At 63.7% G+C, this 16,303-nt stretch carries 15 protein-coding genes and 2 tRNA genes; 5 read left to right on the forward strand and 12 right to left on the reverse strand.

From position 1 onward, the window contains the following. Window positions 1–8: 8 nt before the first annotated feature. Window positions 9–1,130: a sugar ABC transporter permease gene (locus CK215_RS02140; protein ID WP_095779633.1), complete on the reverse strand. Its 1,122-nt coding sequence runs from the start codon at window positions 1,128–1,130 to the stop codon at window positions 9–11. Between the two features lie 153 nt (window positions 1,131–1,283). Beyond that, window positions 1,284–2,948 carry a sugar ABC transporter substrate-binding protein gene (locus CK215_RS02145; RefSeq protein ID WP_095829953.1) on the reverse strand — a complete coding sequence of 555 codons (1,665 nt, stop codon included), beginning with the start codon at window positions 2,946–2,948 and terminating at the stop codon, window positions 1,284–1,286. A 279-nt stretch (window positions 2,949–3,227) separates the two neighbouring features. Between CK215_RS02145 and ugpC the strand changes: the two genes are divergently transcribed. The 4 genes from ugpC to CK215_RS02165 all read left to right on the forward strand — a co-directional run bounded on the left by ugpC (window position 3,228) and on the right by CK215_RS02165 (window position 6,244). After that, on the forward strand, window positions 3,228–4,286 hold the full coding sequence (gene ugpC / locus CK215_RS02150) for a sn-glycerol-3-phosphate ABC transporter ATP-binding protein UgpC (RefSeq protein WP_067328236.1): 1,059 nt from the start codon (window positions 3,228–3,230) through the stop codon (window positions 4,284–4,286). 26 nt (window positions 4,287–4,312) lie between these two features. Continuing rightward, window positions 4,313–4,765: an RbsD/FucU family protein gene (locus CK215_RS02155; protein ID WP_095829954.1), complete on the forward strand. Its 453-nt coding sequence runs from the start codon at window positions 4,313–4,315 to the stop codon at window positions 4,763–4,765. Between the two features lie 4 nt (window positions 4,766–4,769). Continuing rightward, window positions 4,770–5,699: a ribokinase gene (gene rbsK, locus CK215_RS02160; protein ID WP_095829955.1), complete on the forward strand. Its 930-nt coding sequence runs from the start codon at window positions 4,770–4,772 to the stop codon at window positions 5,697–5,699. A gap of 293 nt (window positions 5,700–5,992) precedes the next feature. Then, a complete protein-coding gene (locus tag CK215_RS02165; RefSeq protein ID WP_245322422.1) occupies window positions 5,993–6,244 on the forward strand; it encodes a hypothetical protein in 252 nt (83 codons plus the stop codon). 451 nt (window positions 6,245–6,695) lie between these two features. Here CK215_RS02165 and CK215_RS02170 read toward each other — a convergent pair whose 3' ends face one another. Together CK215_RS02170 and CK215_RS02175 are read right to left on the reverse strand one after the other, a co-directional pair. Beyond that, a complete protein-coding gene (locus CK215_RS02170) occupies window positions 6,696–8,042 on the reverse strand; it encodes an FAD-binding oxidoreductase (RefSeq protein WP_095829956.1) in 1,347 nt (448 codons plus the stop codon). Between the two features lie 228 nt (window positions 8,043–8,270). Next, a tRNA-Asp gene (locus CK215_RS02175) sits at window positions 8,271–8,347 on the reverse strand. Window positions 8,348–8,565: 218 nt separating this feature from the next. On the opposite strand from CK215_RS02175, the gene CK215_RS02180 reads away from it, so the two are divergent. Beyond that, window positions 8,566–8,641: transfer RNA gene (locus CK215_RS02180), tRNA-Val, on the forward strand. Between the two features lie 22 nt (window positions 8,642–8,663). On the opposite strand, the gene CK215_RS02185 is transcribed toward CK215_RS02180, so the two are convergent. The 8 genes from CK215_RS02185 to CK215_RS02220 form a co-directional block, all read right to left on the reverse strand. Then, entirely contained in the window at window positions 8,664–9,434 is a 771-nt protein-coding gene (locus CK215_RS02185) for an SDR family oxidoreductase (protein WP_095827870.1), read from the reverse strand. A gap of 13 nt (window positions 9,435–9,447) precedes the next feature. Further along, entirely contained in the window at window positions 9,448–10,443 is a 996-nt protein-coding gene (locus tag CK215_RS02190) for an ABC transporter permease (protein WP_095827869.1), read from the reverse strand. Between the two features lie 97 nt (window positions 10,444–10,540). Continuing rightward, on the reverse strand, window positions 10,541–11,581 hold the full coding sequence (locus tag CK215_RS02195; protein WP_066995049.1) for a sugar ABC transporter substrate-binding protein: 1,041 nt from the start codon (window positions 11,579–11,581) through the stop codon (window positions 10,541–10,543). A gap of 40 nt (window positions 11,582–11,621) precedes the next feature. Then, a complete protein-coding gene (locus tag CK215_RS02200) occupies window positions 11,622–12,386 on the reverse strand; it encodes an ATP-binding cassette domain-containing protein (RefSeq protein WP_095779583.1) in 765 nt (254 codons plus the stop codon). Continuing rightward, a complete protein-coding gene (locus CK215_RS02205) occupies window positions 12,383–13,549 on the reverse strand; it encodes an ROK family transcriptional regulator (RefSeq protein ID WP_095827866.1) in 1,167 nt (388 codons plus the stop codon). The genes CK215_RS02200 and CK215_RS02205 overlap by 4 nt, the downstream gene beginning before the upstream one ends. Before the next feature lie 141 nt (window positions 13,550–13,690). Next, a complete protein-coding gene (locus tag CK215_RS02210; protein ID WP_067328257.1) occupies window positions 13,691–14,446 on the reverse strand; it encodes an ABC transporter permease in 756 nt (251 codons plus the stop codon). Next, window positions 14,443–15,216 (reverse strand): ATP-binding cassette domain-containing protein, encoded by a 774-nt coding sequence (locus CK215_RS02215; RefSeq protein ID WP_095827865.1) that lies wholly within the window; start codon window positions 15,214–15,216, stop codon window positions 14,443–14,445. Before CK215_RS02215 ends, CK215_RS02210 begins: the two co-directional genes overlap by 4 nt. Continuing rightward, entirely contained in the window at window positions 15,216–16,268 is a 1,053-nt protein-coding gene (locus CK215_RS02220; RefSeq protein WP_170950200.1) for an ABC transporter substrate-binding protein, read from the reverse strand. The genes CK215_RS02215 and CK215_RS02220 overlap by 1 nt, the downstream gene beginning before the upstream one ends. Between the last annotated feature and the right edge of the window lie 35 nt (window positions 16,269–16,303).

Below are 16,303 nucleotides of genomic sequence, written 5' to 3' on the forward strand. Positions count from 1 at the left end.
ATGGACGCTCAGTTGACGTTGCGCACGAAGCGACTGGCGAGCTTCAGCAGCCAGGTGACGAACACGACGATGATGATCAGATAGACCATGGCGAGCATGGTGCCGTAGCCGACATTCGAACGGTCGCGATATTCGCGGTAGATGAAGCTCGAAACGGAATCGGTGGCGCCGCCGGGCCCGCCGGACGTCACCGTAATGATGATGTCGGCGAGCTTCAGCTTGAAGATGATGCGCAGGATCACCGCCGTCACGGACACCGGCAGCATCAGCGGGAAAGTAACCTGCCAGAAGGTCTGCCATGTCGTCGCGCCGTCGACGCGCGCCGCCTCGATCACCTCGCGCGACATCGCTTGCAGGCCGGCGAGCAGCATGATCATCATGAACGGAATGAAGGTCCAGGCGTCGAGCACCATGATCGAGATGCGCGCGATGATCGGGTCGGAGAAGAAGGCAGGATTGTCCCAGCCGAGATGGCGCGCCAGCGTCGATGCCGGTCCGAACCGGTATTCCATCAGCGACTTGCCAACCATCCAGGAGACCGCCACCGGCGACAGCATGAGCGGCAGCAGGAAGACCACACGGAAGAATTTCCTGGCGCGGATCTGCGCGTTGAGCAGCAGCGCCAGTCCGAAGGCGATGACATATTCGACCAGCACCGCCAGCACATAGAGGACCATGTTGAAGAGCGCGTTGCGGTAGTAGGGGTCGGCCAGCATCTGCCAGAAATTGTCGAGACCGTTGAACCTGCGGCCAGCGAAGGAGCTGAGGTTCCAGTCGGTCAGCGCGATATAGAAGCCGAACAGCGTCGGGAAGATCACCATGGCGACGGTGAAGAGCAGCGCCGGCAGCAGGAACAGCGCGCGCTGGCCGTCCTCGCCGCGCGTCAGCACTTGCCAGGCGCCGAGCGCCACGCCCCACAGCACATAGGCGTAGACCACCGGACGCCAGGTATAGAAGCCGATCGTGTCGACCTCAGTCTTGTAAAGGATCTGCATGACGATCGTCGCCAGCAGCACGAGCGTCGCGGCGATCATCAGGGCCCAGCCGAGGCGCTTGCGGCCGGGCGGAATCAGATCGATCGCTGCGGAGTTAGCCGGCCATGCATTGGCGGTTGAAGTCTGCTCAGCCACGCCTCTCGCCTCTACCTTGCTTTGGATGCAATTCCGGAGGAAAACCGCTTCACGCTTTTCCTGGAATTGCTGGAAGTCCAAATGACCGGCCATTGCCGGTCAACATGCGGCCCGGCGACGAGGTCGCCGGGCCGCGACTTCTCATGGGACAGCCTACATGCCGAGCGAGGCTTTGTAGAGCTTGATTTGGTTCTCACGGCCGATCTGGTCGGTCAGCTTCTCCCAGGCGGCGGCGATGGCATCCGCACCTTCCTGCGCCTTCATCTTGCCGGCGAAGGTGTTGGCCAGAATATCCTCGGCGGCGCTGTAGTACTGGAAGATGCCGGGGATGCGCGGCTCGATCGCGGCGTTCGGATGGTTGTAGGAGTCGCCCTCCGACTTGAGATAGGAGGTGATGAAGGCCTCGTCATAGCCGGCCGCCACCCATTCCGGAATGTTGAAATGGGAGTTGCGGTAGGGCTGGAAGCCGGAAGGATAGGCCGCGCACCACAGCGACAGATCCTTGCCGCCGAGATGGGCCGCCGCCGACCACGCCGCCTTCTTCTTCTTCTCGTCGCTGTCGACGCGGGCCATGACGTAGACGCCCCAGCCGAGATAGGCGCAGTTCGGCGCATAGTTCGGGCCGCTGGCCAGCTTGTCCCACTTTCCGGTCTTCGAATTGTAGACGTCGTCCGAGCCCGGCAGGATCGAGAAGCCGGTGACGTCGCCGATGACCGAAGAGTCGTTGGTCTTGACGTTGGAGCCGATATCGCCCCACCACGGGATCATCGACCCCGTGCCGGCCAGGAACTGCTGGAAGCCGGTGGTGTTCGGATCGGCGTTGATCTGATCCGGCGGCTCCGAGGGCAGGGCGTCGATGACGTCCTGGATGGCCCGCACCCAAGCCGGGTTGTTGATGCGCGGCTTCATCGTATCCGGGTCGAACAGCCAGGCCTTGTCGTCGGGGTGCTTGGCATAGGCAGAGGCGCGGCTGCCGAGGAAGTAGAAACCGAAGCCGCCCCAGGGCTTGGGCGCGTCAAGATAGCCATAGACGTCCTGGCCCTTGAACTGCTTGCCCTTGAGGAACTTGGTGACGGCCTGCACTTCCTGCCAGGTCTTGGGCACGCCCCATTCGGTCGTCGCGCCGCTCTCCTTCCAAGCCTTGGCGAGGTCGGGATCGGAGAATACGTCGGTGCGGTAGTTGAAGTTGTGCGTATCGCCGTCGATGGTCACGCGATACTGCTTGCCGTCCCAGGTGCCGACCGGCGGCTTGAGGTAGTTGACGAGATCGTCCATGTCGATCTGCTTCTTGACCCAGTCGGGCATCTCCGAGGTGAGGCCCTTGCCGCAGACGTCGCCCTCGAAGGGCGCACCCATCTCGATGATGTCGAAGTCGACGGTTTTGGTCGCGATCGACTGTTGCAGACGGGCGTTGTAGTCGGCCTGGGCGAGGTCGATCCAGCTGATCTTGGCGCCGGTATAGGCCTCCCACGGCTTCAGGAAGCCGCGGAACAGCACGTTGTGCAGGTTCTGGTTGTTGAGGCCCATGAAGGTGAGCTCGACACCGGCGAACTCGCCTTGCTTGACGTTGGCCTTGGTCGCATCCAGGCAGAGCTCACCGACTTTCTGGAAGTCGGCGTCCGTCGGCTGGCCTTTGCCGACGCCGGGTATCTGCAGGATTTTCGCGCGCAGGTCGTCGGCGGCAGCCGCCGGCCTGGTCAGCGCGCCAAGCCCCGTGCCGGACGCCGCTGCGAGCGCCGCCATGCTGGCCGCGCCCTTCAGCAAATCGCGGCGGGTCGCCCCGGCACGCACCAGTTTTTCGTAAAGATCGACTCTCATCTCAAGGTTCCTCCCAGAACTTCAGTCGTGAATTGATTCTGCCAATCTCTCGGACGTCGAAACGTCTGCGGTTCTCCTATACCATAGGGCAGCGTGGGACCCCACCCTGCGTCGCCTGGAGATCCGATTTTCGGGACAAGGACCGGCATTCGGATTGGCACTCGTCACTATTCGCGTAATCGATTACCTTGTCAACAAGATTGGCTTTTTATCTATAAGATACCGACTTGCCCTTGCCGTTGGCAATGGCTAGCTTCACCGAAAAAGATAGGGGAGACAATGGCTCAAGTCGCGATCGCCAATGTGGCCAAGGCTTTCGGAACCGTCAAGGTTCTACATGAGGTCAGCGTCGATATCGCCGACGGTCAATTCGTCGTCCTGGTCGGCCCTTCGGGCTGCGGCAAGTCCACGCTGCTGCGGATGGTGGCGGGGCTGGAAACGGTTTCCGGCGGAACGATTTCGATCGGCGACCGCATCGTCAACAACCTGCCGCCGGCCAAGCGCGACATCGCCATGGTGTTCCAGAACTACGCGCTCTATCCGCACAAGACGGTGGAGCAGAACATGGCTTTCGCGCTGAAGCTGCGCGGCACCGATCCGGCCATCGTCGCCGAGCGGGTGAAGCGTGCGGCCGACATCCTCGACCTCAATCCCTATCTCAAGCGCTATCCGCGCCAGCTTTCCGGCGGCCAGCGCCAGCGCGTCGCCATGGGCCGCGCGATCGTGCGCAACCCGCAGGTGTTTCTGTTCGACGAGCCGCTCTCAAACCTCGATGCCAAGCTGCGCGTGCAGATGCGCACCGAGATCAAGGAACTGCATCAGCGGCTGAAGACCACCACCATCTACGTCACACACGACCAGATCGAGGCCATGACCATGGCCGACAAGATCGTGGTCATGCGCGACGGCCGCATCGAGCAGATCGGCGCGCCGCTGCAACTGTTCGACCGGCCGGCCAACCTGTTCGTCGCGGGCTTCATCGGCTCGCCGGCGATGAACCTGCTCAAGGGCACGGTGAAGAAGGGTGAAAGGTCCGAGGTCGACATAGCAGGCTCGGCCTTTCCGATGCCTGCCAGCATCGCCGCGGCGGACGGCCAGGCCGTCGTCTATGGCGTCCGTCCCGAGCATCTGGAGATCCATCCCGACGGTGTGGCGTCCACGATTTCGGTGGTCGAGCCGACCGGCTCGGAAACGCTGGTGTTCGTGCGCTTCGGCGAGGGCGAGATGGTGGCGCTGTTCCGCGAGCGTCACGACTTCAAGCCTGGCGATACGCTGAAGCTCAGGCCGCGGCTCGACCATGTCCATCTCTTCGACGCAGGGACCGGCAAGCGTCTCTGACCGCAAACACACATCGAGGAAACCCAATGCTCAAAGGGATCAATCCGCTGCTCAACGCCGACGTGCTCCAGGCACTGCGGGCGATGGGGCACGGCGACGACCTGATCATCGCCGACACCAATTTCCCATCCGACTCCGTCGCCAAGCAGACGGTGCTCGGCAAGCTGCTGCGCATCGATGCGCCGGCGGCTGGAGTGGTGAAGGCGGTGCTGTCGCTCTATCCGCTGGACAGCTTCGTCAACGACGCGGCCGCGCGCATGGAGATCGTCGGCAAGCCGAACGAGATCCCGCCGGTGCAGAAGGAGGTGCAGCAGGAAATCGACGCGGCTGAGGGCAAACCCTGGCCGATGATCTCGATCGAGCGCTACGCCTTCTACGAGCGGGCCAAGAAGGCGTATTGCGTCATCCAGACTGGTGAGCCCCGCTTCTATGGCTGCTTTGCCTTCCGCAAGGGCGTCATTCCGCCGGATGCGGAGTAAGGAGATGTCCGCCAGCAAGCCAGTCGTCATCCTGGGTGTCTTCGTCGCCGACACCGCCTATCGCGCCGACCGCCAGCCGCGCATGGGCGAGACGATCCTCGGCAATTCGTTCAAGCTCGGACCCGGCGGCAAGGGCTCGAACCAGGCGGTCGCAGCCGGCAAACTCGGCGCCGACATCACCTTCCTGACCCGGCTCGGCATCGATGCCTTCGCCGACATGGCCAAGCAGACGTGGAGGGATGCGGGCGTCAAGAGCGCGGTCATCGACACGCCGGACAGCTACACCGGGGCGGCTTATATCTTTGTCGAGGAGGGCAGCGGCAACAACGCCATCATCGTCAGCCCGGGTGCTGCGATGCTGATCTCGTCCGCTGACATCGAGGCGCATGCCGACCTGATCCGCTCGGCGGGCGTCTTCGTCACCCAGCTCGAGCAGCCGATCGACGCGGCGCTGAAAGCCTTGCAAATTGCGCACGGGGCAGGGGTGACTACCATTCTTAACCCGGCGCCGGCCGCCACCCTGCCGGACAGCATCTACGCGCTTTGCGACTACGTCACACCCAACGAGTCCGAGGCCGAGGGGCTGACCGGCATCGCCGTCTCTTCGGTCGACGATGCCCGCCGCGCCGCCGACAGCCTGCTGGCAAAGGGCGTCGGCGCCGTTATCGTGACGCTTGGCGAGAAGGGCGCGCTGCTGCACACCAGGGAGCGATCCGATCACGTCGGCGCCGTCACTGCCGGCCCTGTAATCGAAACCACGGGGGCGGGCGACGCCTTCAATGGCGGACTGGCGGCAGCGCTTGCCAAGGGCGTCGAGCCGCTGGAGGCGGTGCGCTTCGCCTGTGCCGTCGCAGGCATTTCGGTGACCCGGCCGGGCACCGCGCCTTCCATGCCGACGCTCCAGGAAGTCGAGGCGCTGCTGGCGCGCGGTTGAAGCCGCTAAATCTCGCGTGGCGTTTCAGCGACGCTAGCCGGTCATCGGCTTGACCACAACTCACAGAAGTTGGTCTCTCACGCCCCCAGGGTTGCATATTAGCCACGGTTAATATTAATCGGCGCCAACGCCTTGCATCAACGGCATAGGTGTCCCGTAATGGGCCACCGTGTCTGGCATCGCAATTGCACTGTCAGCAATGCCGGGGTGGACCGTGCCTCGGTAGCCGGGGGGTATTTTGGGGGGCCCGCCGCTCCGCGATGGAGCGGCGGGCGCTTTAAGGGTCGAGGGTAATGGCGATGTATTTTCCGCAATTTCTGGTGGGCATGTTCGCGACGTCGTTCACCGTCGCAATCTGGGTCGGGTTGCAAACCGGCTCCGCCTGGAAGGCGCTCGGCTGCGCTATGCTTGCAATGATCATTCTCCAGATTGGATATGCCGGACTGGTCATGCGGCTCATCTACAAGCGGGGATCGCAAGGCACTGGAGCTGACTTTATATCGGCAAATGCGGCGCCACCGGTGCAGCGAGCGCGTCCACACTAGAGGGCTCACCCTCCCGAGCGAGTGCAGACCGTAAACCCTTGGCGACGACCAAACCGTCCCGCCCTTCTCGTGGAACTGCGCGACCGGGCAGCAGTTCGAGCCGACAAGGCTTTCGAGACCTGGGTTTTCGGAAACGCAAAGCCGTTGCGATTACCTGCCATGGCTTGATGACCGGGGCCGGCCAAGGCTGGCTCAACCCGCCAAACGCGCCTGCGGAACGCAAGCAGTGCCAGCGCGTTCACCGTCTTGACCAGCACAGGCAGCCTGGTTTCCCGGAACGGTGAGATGAAAAAGCCCTATAAAAAGCCCACGCTTGTAAAGCGCGAGAAGCTCACCGCCCGAACCGCGCAGATTGTCGCCTCCGGTGTGATATTGGGCGAGTGAACAGGGGCGCCGAAGCGCAGCTGAAGAATTTTGCTGCTCACTGCAGGCTGGCCGGTCGGTGACTGCTCTAGAGGGCCGGGCCCGGCCGAATGGCGCTTCCGTCAGAAAAGCGCGACAGGCGAAAGCGGGTGAGATCGTGCCCGATCTGGTTTCCCTGGATCATGTCGGCGACAACGCGGCCGATTCCGGGTCCGATACCGAAGCCGTGACCGCTCATGCCGGTTGCGACAACGAGGCCAGCTATCGCCTGCACTTTGTCCACAATGGGAACGACATCCGGCATCGCGTCGATCATGCCAGCCCAGCTTGCCTTTAGGCGCACCGCGTCGAGCTGTGGGAACAGGCGCCTGAAATTGCACTCGATGGAACGCAGACCAGAACGTTCGGGAGCCGGATTAAGCACCCGCATTCTTTCGAAAGGACTTTGCGAATCCGGCGCCCAGTGACGCGGCGTTGACCAGCTATCCGGGTAGCCCGCCGGCGCAGCCGGCGAATAGCGTGAGCCGAAAGGATTGGCTATAAGCGCGGGAAGGTATTTCCTAGCATGCCGGAATGCGTCCGGGCCAAGGTGGAGCAAATGACTGGCTCCGGCAGCGAGCGTGTATCCGCCATCCTGTCGGCGTCTGAAAGCGATATGCTCTCCTGCCGCGGCTCCTGCATAGACTTCAGGCATCGGCTCGGTTGCCGCGACGGTCGACCTTACACTGAGTTGGGGAATGGAAACGCCATGTCTTCTCAGGAACAGGGAAGACCACGCACCGCCGGCAAGCAGAACGCTCGACGTCTCGATGTGACCCGCCTCTGTCCAAACACCGCTGATCCTCCCGGCCGAGATTTCCAGGGTTCGCGCTGCGCAATTCTCCACAATCTTGACGCCCCTGCGGGCGGCAAGCCGGGCGAGTGCCGGCACGGCCAGCCAAGGCTCCGCCCGCATGTCGGAAGGCGTCGTCATCGCGCCCTTGAAACTGCGCGACATGCCTTTGATGAGACCGGCGGTGTCGCGTGCGTTCAGAAGGCGCGTGTCGATCTCATGGACGGCGGCGATCGTCATGAATTTTTCGAAGCGGGCCATTTCGCGGTCGGAGCTTGCCAGGTAAGTCACGCCGGTCTGCTTCAAGCCGATGTCTTCGCCGCATTCCTCAGCCAGCTGCCGCCAATGACGCGACGCCTCGATCACGATCGGCAGTTCGTCCGCATCGCGTCCCTGTTTGCGGATCCATCCCCAATTGCGGGAGGACTGTTCGGCGGCGATGCGTCCCTTTTCCAATAGGGTCACCGAGATGTTGCGCCGCGCAAGAAAAAGCGCTGTCGTCACGCCGATAACGCCGCCACCGATAATGACCACGTCAGCGCTTTTTGGTGGAGGGCCGGGAAATTGAATCGGATCTGCTTCGGAGAACGGGAAAGTAGGCAAGGGGAGAATCCTGAAAAGGCTGCGACAGCTATGGCCCACCGGCAGCCATCCTTTCTTGAGGCAGTTCTGGGGAAGGTGGAGCACAGGCGCCTGACGAGCGGCTGCCGTAGTCGCCAATTCAGACGCGGTGGATCGCGAATGTTGGCCGCAGCGAATACAAAACGTTGAAACTCTCCGGAAAATGAAAGTTCAAGCTTTTGAAGAGCAGGGCCTAAACCCTTGAAAGACTGGCGCGAGTGACGGGGCTCGAACCCGCGACCTCCGGCGTGACAGGCCGGCACTCTAACCGACTGAGCTACACCCGCGCACTGACGAGCACGTGTCAGGCGTGTTCGTCGTTGGGGCGCTGGATAAGGGGTTCGTTTGCGGGTGTCAAGCGCGGCATGTGAGCATAACAGCAATCAGCAGAAGGTTTTTTGACAAGTGCGCCGGCATTGGCGAAATCCGTCCGATAGCGGGTGCGCCGGCTGTTCATTGGGCCTTGCGAATAGAGCTCTAACTGCTTAAAGGTCCGGCCCGGAGCGGGCGATTAGCTCAGTTGGTAGAGCGCTTCGTTTACACCGAAGATGTCGGCGGTTCGAGCCCGTCATCGCCCACCACTTTCCCGGCACAATCAAGAACTCACGGCGGCGTCAGGCGGAAATCCTGGCCTTCGGGCAGGAGCTGGCCGCCATCGACGACGATCGTCGTGCCGGTGATGTAGCTGGCGTCGTCGGAGGCCAGGAACAGGAAGGCGTTGGCTACGTCGCGCGGCGTGCCGAGACGTCCGAGCGGCACGGCGTCCTCCATGCTCTTGATGAAGGCGGCATCGCGGTGAAGCTTCATGCCTTCGGTCAGGATGTTGCCAGGCTCGACGCCGTTAACGGTGATGCCATAGCCAGAAAACTCCAGCGCCGCCGAGCGGATGAAGCCGTTGATGCCGGCCTTGCTTGCCGAATAATGACCGTGGCCGGGGCTGCTCACTTGCGGGCCGGTAATGGAAGAGGTGAAGAGCATGCGACCGCTGCCCTGAGCCTTCATCGGTGGAAGCGCTGCCCGGGCGGCGTTGAAGCTGCCGCGCAGATTGACCGCCATGACCCGGTCCCAATCTTCCGGGCTGGTGTTCTCGATCAGTTGCCAGGGATAGATGCCGGCGTTCTGGACGATGATGTCGAGGCAGCCGTGACGCTGCAGCGCCAATGCCACCACCGCTTCGGCGTCGGCCATCTTGGAAATATCGGTGCGGATGAAGGCGGCACCCAGTTCGTCGGCGCTCGCTCTGCCGGCTTCGGCTTCACTGTCGGCCAGCACAAGGCTGGCGCCTTCCTCGGCGAAGCGCTGGGCTATGCCCCTGCCGATGCCACGCGCGGCCCCGACGATCACCGCCACCTTGCCTTGGATGCGTCCGGTCATGCGAGCCGCCCTGTCATGCGAGTCTTTGGCGAATGGTTTGCTTGAAGGCGTCGAGAAGCACGGCCGCCAGCACCAGCAAGCCGTGGATGACCTGGGTGAAGTTGGCCGGCAGGGCCATGAGGTTGATGGCGGTGTTGATGGCCGACAGGAGCAGCACGCCGGCATAGACGCCGGGCAGGGTGCCGACGCCGCCTTTCAGGCTGACGCCGCCAATGACGACGGCGGCGAAGGCGTTGAAGAGCAGGCCGACCCCGAGATTGGCGGTGGCGCCGGAGGTGCGGATGGCGAGCAGCCAGCCGGCGAGGCCGGCGATGGCGCCGGCAAGCACGAAGGCGATGATCAGGTTGCGGTTGACGCGGATGCCGGCGCGGAAGGTCGCGGTCTCGTTGCCGCCGATCATCACCAGATGCCGGCCGAACGGCGTCTTGGCGAGAATCAGCGAGAAGACGACGAAGCAGCCGACAGCGATCCAGGCGGTGAGCGGCAGCCCGACGAGCCGCTGGATGCCGAACCAGCGGATGGCCGGCGCAAGGTCCTGCGCCGAGCGTCCGCCTGAAACGACAAGCACCAGGCCGCGCACCCAGATATAGGAGGCAAGCGTGATGATGAAGGCGCTCATCTGCAGCCTGACGATGAGGAAACCGTTGATGACGCCGATAATGGCTCCCACCGCCAGGGCTACGGCGAGCGAGACCGGCACCATCAGCCAGTCCGGATGCAACTGCAGGCCGAGGCCGATGCCTGACGAGCAGAACATGATGCCGACTGCCATGGCGCTGAGCGCCGCGACCGATTCAACCGACAGGTCCATGTGACCGGCAATGATGACTAGCGCCAGGCCGATCGACATCACGCCCAGCACGCTCGATGCCTCGACGATGTTGGCGAAGATGCCGAGCTGGAAGAAGTTCGGAATGAGGGTCGAGAACACGGCCAGCACGAAGACCAGCATGAACCAGACGAGATTGTCGAGCACAAGCTCGAGACTGTGGCGGGTGCGTGGGCTCATCGGCCGATCCGGTTAGCGTCGAATTTGAATATGCGGCTGCCGCGGGGCGGGCCCGCGAGGCTCCGGGCCGGGAGGCCCGGAGCTCGATGGAAAAGGCCTACTCGACGGGCTTAACGGTATCCGTCGGCGGCTTCAGGTTGCCCCAGAAAGCGGGGTTGTCGACATTCTCCTTGGTGATCGCCGCGCCCGGGATCTTGATGTTCGGGCCCCAGGCTTCCTTGGTCACCACCGACTTCAGGCCGAGCACGTCGTACTCGCCGGGCTTGATCTCCTGCTTGTTGACGACCTTGTCCATGAACATGGCGACGGCCGCGGCCTGGGCGTAGAGCGGCTGTTCGACTTCGACGTTGAGCCAACCCTTGCGGATCAGGTCGAGGCCGACCGGCGCGCCGTTCGAGCTCATCATCATCACGTCGCCCGGCTTCTTACCGGCAGCCTCCAGCGAGGCAACGCCCGCGACCGAAAGATGCGCGGCGTGGCTGAAGATCAGGTCGATGTCGGGATTGGCCAAGATCTGGTCGGCAACGATGGTGCCGGCGTTGCTCGCCTCCCACTGCATGGCGGGCAGCGAGATGATCTTGACGTCCGGAAACGCCTTCATCTTCTCCTCGAAACCCTTCTGGATGTCGAGCGTGTAAGGATCGCCGGGATCGCCGAGCACCTGCAGGATCTTGCCCTTGACCGAGCCATGCTTGGCCTTCAGCAGCGCTTCGGCCTGCTCCGCCGCAATGTGGCCGATCTCGACCGTGCCGGCGACCGATGTGAAGTCGGATGGCGTGGCGGTGATCTGGCGGTCGAACTCGACCACAGGGATGCCGGCCGCGCGGGCGGCTTCAACGGATGGCTTCAACGCATTGAAATCGACCGCGGCGAGGATGATCGCCTTCGGCTTCAGCGCGATCACGTCGTTCATCTGCGATTGCTGAGCGTCGGTCTTGTTGTCGGCGTTCAGTGTCTTCATCTCGTAGCCGACCTGTTTCAGGAACAGTTCCAGCGCGCTCACCGAGCCGGTCTGGAATTCGTCGAGCAAGGTCGGCACCAGGTAGTAGACGGTACCCTTGGACTGGGCGAATGCCGGCGTGAGCGTGGCAATGGCCAGGGCCAGGATACCGAAGACAGAAAGTAGCATTCGCTTCATGTCGTTCGCTCCTCTTTTCGCCGGACCCCTCATTTGTCCCTCAGCCCGCCGGTCCGGCACCGGCGAGCGTTTCCCCGGTGATCATGTTGATCACCGCATCGGGACTTGTCTTGTTGCGGGCAACGTCGCCCGCCACGACGCCCTGGCGGATCACCACGATCCGGTCGGCGACCTGGAAGGCCTGCTGCATGATGTGGGTGATGATGACGACCCCGATGCCTTGGCTCGCCACCTTGCGGATCATGTCGAGGCCGCGGCGCGTCTGCTCGACGCCGAGCGCGGCGAAGGGCTCGTCGAGCAGCACCAGCTTGCCGCCCCAATGAACGAAACGGTTGAGCTCGATCGCCTGCCGCTGGCCGCCCGAGAGATGCTCGACCTTGGTGCGCAGCGAGGGAATGCGAGTGCCGGCATTGGCCAGCGCCTTCGCCACTACTGACTCCATCGCGCGCTCGTCGAGCACCGGAACGCCCAGCACCTTGCGGGTGATCTCGCGGCCCATGAAAAAGTTGGCCACCACGTCGACATTGGTGCAGAGCGAGAGGTCCTGGTAGACGGTCTCGATGCCGGCGGCCTTGGCCTCGGCGGGGGTTTTGGCGAGGAACTCCTTGCCTTCGAACAGCATGCGGCCCGAGGTCGGCTCGAGTCCGCCGGCGATGATCTTGACCAGCGTCGACTTGCCGGCGCCGTTGTCGCCGAGCAGCGCCACCACCTCGCCGCGCGCGATCGAGAAGCTGATGCCCCTCAGCGCCCGGATGGCGCCGTAATTCTTGGTGACGTTGTCAAGGACCAGCAGGGGTTCGCTCATGCCGCGATGTCTCCGCCGTTCAGAAGGTCGCCTTCGCGCTGCCGCTTGGCGGTGAAGATCTGGCCGAAGCGCGGCGAAAGCACGCCGGAAACCGCAAGTGCCGCGGCGCCGCGCAACACGGCATGCTGCCCGCCCTGCGCCACGAGGATGCGCGGCGCGGCGCGATCCTTGCGAGCCGAAACCGAATTGTGCAGCGGCTCCGCCAATGCAGCCAGGCGTTCGAGCAACTGAGGCGAGGCGAGGCCCCCAAGCACGATCGTCTCGGGATCGAAAAGATTTTCAATCACGACGATGGCATTGCGGAAGATCGGAGCGACTTCGGCCACCCATTCGGCGTCGTTGCCGTTCCAGCGGCCGCGCGCCTCGAGCGAGAGATAGCGTTCGAGGCAGCCCCGGTTGCCGCAGGGGCAAAGCTCGCCTTCCGGAACGACGGGGATGTGTCCGATCTCGCCGGCATTGCCCCAGGCCCCGCGCAGCACGCCGCCGTCATGCACCATGGCGCCGCCAAGCCCGACGCTGAAATAGAGATAGTAGTAGTCGGATCGCTGGAGGCCGAGGCCGTAGAGGCGTTCCCCCATGGCCGCCGCCGCCATATCGGTCTCGAAGAAGGCGGGCAGGCCGGTCGCGGCGGCAAGGCGCTCGCGCAACGGCACGCCTTTCCAGCCCGCCATTGTGGTCGGTCCGACGAAGCTCATGGACTCGACGCCGAACGGGCCGGGAAGCGCCATGCCGACGCCGATGACCCGTCCTCCGGCGCGGCGCCCGGTCAGATCGGCAACCATGGCGCCGATCGCCTCGAAGGCGAGATCGGGTGTCGGGCTCGGCGCTTCGCGATGGACGCTCTCGATCACGTCGCCGCTCAGGTTGATGAGTGCGGCGTCTATCCCCAGCGGGGTGAGGTGGATGCCGACGGCATAGCCGCCTTCCGGGTTGATGCGCAGCGTGGCCGGCGGCTGGCCGCGGCCCTTCGGTTCCTCGCGGACCGACAGTATGTAACCCTGTTCCTCCAATTCGCGCACGATGGTCGAGACCGTCTGAACGGTGAGCCCGACGTGGTGCGCGATGTCGCCGCGGGCGATCGGACCGAAGCGGCGGATGGATTCGAGCACGATGCGCCGGTTGTATGGCCGCCCGAACTCCTGATTGGTTCCCCGCAACGCCATGGCTTGCGCTCCTGACGGACGCAAGGTTCGCAGAGAAGATTTATTCAGTCAAATGGAATTCAAAAATAATTTGCCCGGCTCCCGAGGAGAGCAAGTTTCCCTGCGGCCCCGGCGCTTGCGACCCGGGCAATGTGCGGAAAGCTAGTATCTGATGACGCGACGCTCGATCAGCACGACGATGCAGAAAAGCGCGATCGACAGCGACGAGGACAGCACGATCGCGGCGTAGAGCCGGTCGGATTGATAGTTGAACGTCGCCTGGATGATCAGCGCGCCGAGGCCTTTGTCCGAGCCGATCCATTCGCCGACGATGGCGCCGATCACCGCAGTGGCCGAGGCGATGCGCAGCGAGGAGAATAGCATCGGCAAGGCGCGGGGCAGGCGCAGAGCCCAGAAGATCTCCGAGCGTGTCGCCGACAGCACGCGGAACAGCTCGTGTTCGTTGTCGCTTGCCGAATCCAGGCCCCGGATCATGTTCACCAGGGTCGGGAAGAAGCAGATCACCGCGGCGATGACGATCTTTGGCGTCATGCCGAGGCCGAAGATCAGGATGATGATCGGCGACAGCGCCAGGATCGGTATAGTGTTGAAGAACAGGACGATCGGGAAATAGGCGGCCTGCAGGATGCGGCTGTGCACGAAGACCACGGCAAGCAGCACGGCGGCGAGATTGCCGATGACGAAGCCCGCCAGCGCCTCGATCAGCGTCGGTCTGAGGTTGTCGATGAGCAGGGCGAAATTCTTCTGGAAGACGCCGAAGATCGCCGTCGGCGTTGGCACGATATAGGCCGGCACGCCGAGCAGCGGCAGGAGATACTGCCAGGCAATCAGGATCGACGCCGCGCCCAGAACCGGAAGCGCAATCGCCATTTGCGGGGCAAGCGGCGCCGGTCTCACGATGCGCGCTCCAGCGCTGCACGCAACTCGGCCATGGCGCCGACGATCGCCGCATCCTCGCGCTTGCAGCGGTTGCCTTCCTGCTTGAAGGGCCGCAGGTCAAGGTCCTTCACCACCCGTCCCGGATTGGCAGCCAGCACAATGACGCGCTCGCCGAGATAGGCGGCTTCGGCGATCGAATGGGTGACGAAAAGGATCGTTGTGCCGGTGCGCCGCCAGAGCGTCAGCAATTCGTCGTTGAGGCGATCGCGCGTGATCTCGTCCAGCGCGCCGAACGGCTCGTCCATCAGAAGCAGCCTGGGCTCGCCAAGCAGGGCGCGCGCGATGGCGACGCGCTGGCGCTGGCCCCCCGAAAGCTGATGCGGCAGGCGTTCACCGAGTCCGCCAAGCCCCATCAGCTCCAGCAGTTCGCTGCTGCGGTCATCGATCTTGCGTGTGAGGCTGCGCTGGCCGACGCCGAGCGGCAGGCGCACATTGTCGCGCACCGTGCGCCAGGGCAGCAGGGTGGAATCCTGGAAGACGAAGCCGACGTCGCGGCGCGAGCGCACCGCGTGCGGTGTGGTCCCAAGCACGCTCATCGTGCCGTCCAGCGGGTCGAGCAGGTCCGCTACCACGCGAAGTAAGGTCGACTTGCCGCAGCCCGACGGGCCGAGGATCGACAGGAAGGAGCCGGCCGCGACCGTGAGGTCGAGGCCGGACAGCACTTTGACGACCTTCTGCCGGCCGCCATAGCCGACATCGAGCTTCTGCGCTTCGATGGCGTTCGGCATCAGGCCGCGGGCGCGTCGAGCTTGGGCCGGTCCGCGGCCGAAAGCTCCAGGATCTTCGTGGTGTAGACATCTTTGGCGGCCGGGCGTCCGTTCGGGTACTGGCCGACCTTGTCGAGCAGCGTCAATTGCTCCTCGATGGAGGCAGGGTCGAACGTGCCCCAGCCATCTTTGGCGGTCGCGCCGTCGAAGGAGAGTTTCAGCACCAGGTTGACGGTCTTCTCTTCCCAGCCGAGATCCATCTCCGGATAGGCGGCGACCATCTTCTTCACCGCTTCCTGGGGGTTGGCGTGAACCCAGCCCCAGCCCTTGCCGACCGCGCCGACGAACTTCGCCAGTGTGTCGGGGTCCTTCTCGATCGCCGCGTCGGTCGCGAAATAGACGTCGGCGTAGGAAGCGAGGCCGAGGTCGCGCACCAGGAGATCGATGCGGTCCTCGCCGACCACGCTCAGCGCCTGGGTGTTGGTGATCCAGCCGCCGATGGCGTCGACGTCGCCGCGCACCAGAGGCGCCTTGTCGAAGCCGACATTGACGATGGTGACTTCCGACGGGTCGATGCCGTTCTTGGCCAGGATCTCATCGATGACGAAGCGCGCGGTCGGCTGGATGCCGATCTTCTTGCCCTTGAGGTCGGCAACATTGCGGATTGGCTTTCCCGGTTTCGAGGTCAGCGCATAGGGGCCGGTGCGGAAGCCGCAGGCGATGATTTTGATCGGCACGCCGCTGGCGCGCGCCGCATAAAGCTGCGGCGTTTCCGAGAACTGGCCGAGCTGCGCGGCGCCGGAGATCACCGGCGGCACGGTCGAGGCGTTGGGCCCGCCAGGGCTGAACTCCACCTCGAGCCCGGTATCCTTGAAATAGCCGTTGGCGACGGCCGCGATGTCGCCGATCTGGCCATTGGACATCAGCCAGTCATACTGGATGACGACCTTGCCGGCGGCCCTGGCGCCCGGCGTCAACACCAATTGCATACCGGCTGACGCGGCTGCGACCGCTGCGAGGCCGCCCTTCACGAAAGCGCGGCGGTTCAATTCGTAGTCTTGGTTCCCACTCATTTTTCGCTCCTGTTGCAGACTTCTTGTCTCTTCTT

The sequence above is a fragment of the Mesorhizobium sp. WSM3864 genome, from assembly GCF_002294955.1.
GTDB lineage: Bacteria > Pseudomonadota > Alphaproteobacteria > Rhizobiales > Rhizobiaceae > Mesorhizobium.

What these genes read in the sequence shown, in the direction of transcription:
- CK215_RS02195 (WP_066995049.1), bottom strand. Translation starts at nt 11,581, where the DNA reads ATGAAGCGAATGCTACTTTCTGTCTTCGGTATCCTGGCCCTGGCCATT.
- rbsK (WP_095829955.1), top strand. Translation starts at nt 4,770, where the DNA reads ATGTCCGCCAGCAAGCCAGTCGTCATCCTGGGTGTCTTCGTCGCCGAC.
- CK215_RS02205 (WP_095827866.1), bottom strand. Translation starts at nt 13,549, where the DNA reads ATGGCGTTGCGGGGAACCAATCAGGAGTTCGGGCGGCCATACAACCGG.
- CK215_RS02190 (WP_095827869.1), bottom strand. Translation starts at nt 10,443, where the DNA reads ATGAGCCCACGCACCCGCCACAGTCTCGAGCTTGTGCTCGACAATCTC.
- CK215_RS02220 (WP_170950200.1), bottom strand. Translation starts at nt 16,268, where the DNA reads ATGAGTGGGAACCAAGACTACGAATTGAACCGCCGCGCTTTCGTGAAG.
- CK215_RS02155 (WP_095829954.1), top strand. Translation starts at nt 4,313, where the DNA reads ATGCTCAAAGGGATCAATCCGCTGCTCAACGCCGACGTGCTCCAGGCA.
- CK215_RS02215 (WP_095827865.1), bottom strand. Translation starts at nt 15,216, where the DNA reads ATGCCGAACGCCATCGAAGCGCAGAAGCTCGATGTCGGCTATGGCGGC.
- CK215_RS02185 (WP_095827870.1), bottom strand. Translation starts at nt 9,434, where the DNA reads ATGACCGGACGCATCCAAGGCAAGGTGGCGGTGATCGTCGGGGCCGCG.
- CK215_RS02165 (WP_245322422.1), top strand. Translation starts at nt 5,993, where the DNA reads ATGGCGATGTATTTTCCGCAATTTCTGGTGGGCATGTTCGCGACGTCG.
- ugpC (WP_067328236.1), top strand. Translation starts at nt 3,228, where the DNA reads ATGGCTCAAGTCGCGATCGCCAATGTGGCCAAGGCTTTCGGAACCGTC.
- CK215_RS02200 (WP_095779583.1), bottom strand. Translation starts at nt 12,386, where the DNA reads ATGAGCGAACCCCTGCTGGTCCTTGACAACGTCACCAAGAATTACGGC.
- CK215_RS02145 (WP_095829953.1), bottom strand. Translation starts at nt 2,948, where the DNA reads ATGAGAGTCGATCTTTACGAAAAACTGGTGCGTGCCGGGGCGACCCGC.